This window comes from Endozoicomonas sp. ALB115 (genome assembly GCF_049310245.1).
In the GTDB taxonomy this organism is placed as follows: Bacteria; Pseudomonadota; Gammaproteobacteria; order Pseudomonadales; family Endozoicomonadaceae; genus Endozoicomonas.
In genome coordinates this window covers 1-1,426 of the sequence record NZ_JBLYZG010000182.1, presented here as the reverse complement: position 1 = coordinate 1,426, position 1,426 = coordinate 1, and the positions used below count along the sequence as shown (strand labels likewise).

The 1,426-nt window shown below is 47.7% G+C and carries 2 protein-coding genes; one reads left to right on the top strand and one right to left on the bottom strand.

Annotated features, from left to right (window positions below):
- Positions 1–1,182 (top strand): RAP domain-containing protein (locus ACO6VE_RS24495; protein WP_422464114.1); only part of this gene is annotated, 1,182 nt, incomplete at its 5' end.
- A gap of 21 nt (positions 1,183–1,203) precedes the next feature.
- On the opposite strand, the gene ACO6VE_RS24490 is transcribed toward ACO6VE_RS24495, so the two are convergent.
- A partial coding sequence (locus tag ACO6VE_RS24490) for a hypothetical protein (RefSeq protein WP_422464112.1) occupies positions 1,204–1,426 on the bottom strand: 223 nt, incomplete at its 5' end.

Here is a 1,426-nt window from a genome sequence, read left to right as displayed (position 1 = left end):
AACGGGCAGGAGCAGACACCGGGTCTCAAAGAGGCTGTGACCGCACTGTTGCCCCACGTGAACACTCAGAAAGACCAATTTAATGCCCAGGGTGTCGCCAACCTGCTCTGGGCCATGGCGAAACTGATGGACAACGGGCAGCAGCGGACACCAGAGCTCAGCGAGGCCGTGGCCGAACTGTTGCCTCGCGTGAACGCACAGAAAGCTGACTTAACACCACAGGAGATCGCCAACCTGCTGTGGGCCATGGCGAAACTGGTGGACCATGGGCAGGAGCAGACACCAGAGTTCAATGTGGCCGTGACGGCGCTGTTGCCTCACGTGAAGGCACAAAAAAACCAATGTAATGCCCAGGATATCGCCAACCTGCTGTGGGCCATGGCGAAACTGGGCGAACTCATTGAGCTGGACGTGTTAACCTCCACGTTCAAAACGCTTGTCGACCAAATCAGTGGCAACCCTCAGTTCTCTCAGCAAGCGATATTGATGTCCCTTTGGGGAGTAATGGTATGCTGTGCCAGGTTATCTCTGGTTCCAAATACCAGTAAAGGTAACGTGCTGGAAAAGCACATGCATGACCTGTTTATTCGTCTGGAAAACACATCCCCGGACAATGAAGAGGATCAACACACCATCGCGATGGCCGCAAGTTGGCTTGGGAGACCATGTCCGTTCGTCACCCATTACCATGCGATCGTTTCAAAACGTCAATCCGACTTTCGCAATCAACTCCAGTCATGCATTCCATCTTTGAGGATTGAAGAAGAAAAGAGTCTGAATTCATTATCTCCAGTTGACCTGCTACTGCCAGATCACAACATGGTAATTGAAATTCAGGGACCCTCTCATTATGTGGGTGGTGATTTCAACACAAGGAAGGGTTCGACTCTGCTTAAAATCGCACTGTTGCAAAAAGCAGGATTTGAGGTCATTGAAATCCCGATTAACATGCTTTGGAACCGGAATTCAATGAAACGATGTATTGATCAAATAAAGGCCAGGGTAGACATCTCGTCACAACGCCATGGCTCTGTATCACTTAAAAGAAGGTGGGCAGATGAGGCATACGTTACTGCTGATAAAGGCAGGCAACCCTCAGATCAAGGTTACTTAACAGCAGAAGAACATTCAGAGGAGCAAACCGGTAAACCCGAAAAAAGGAAGAAAACAAATAGCCAGTAATTGCCTTCCTCCCATCATGACTCAAGAACCTCTTTCACATTCCGGTAAAGAATGCCAGCGTTGAACACTTGTTGCCCATACACCTCGCCCCGGAGGATTTGAAAATAATGGATTGGTGGCATCAGGAGTAGATGTATTTCCCCAGCTGTTTACGTTTATAAACGTTTCAGCAAAATGAACTTCTGAACAAAACAGCAGTCTGCTTTTTATATTTTCATGAATTAATGAAATATAATTATGGATA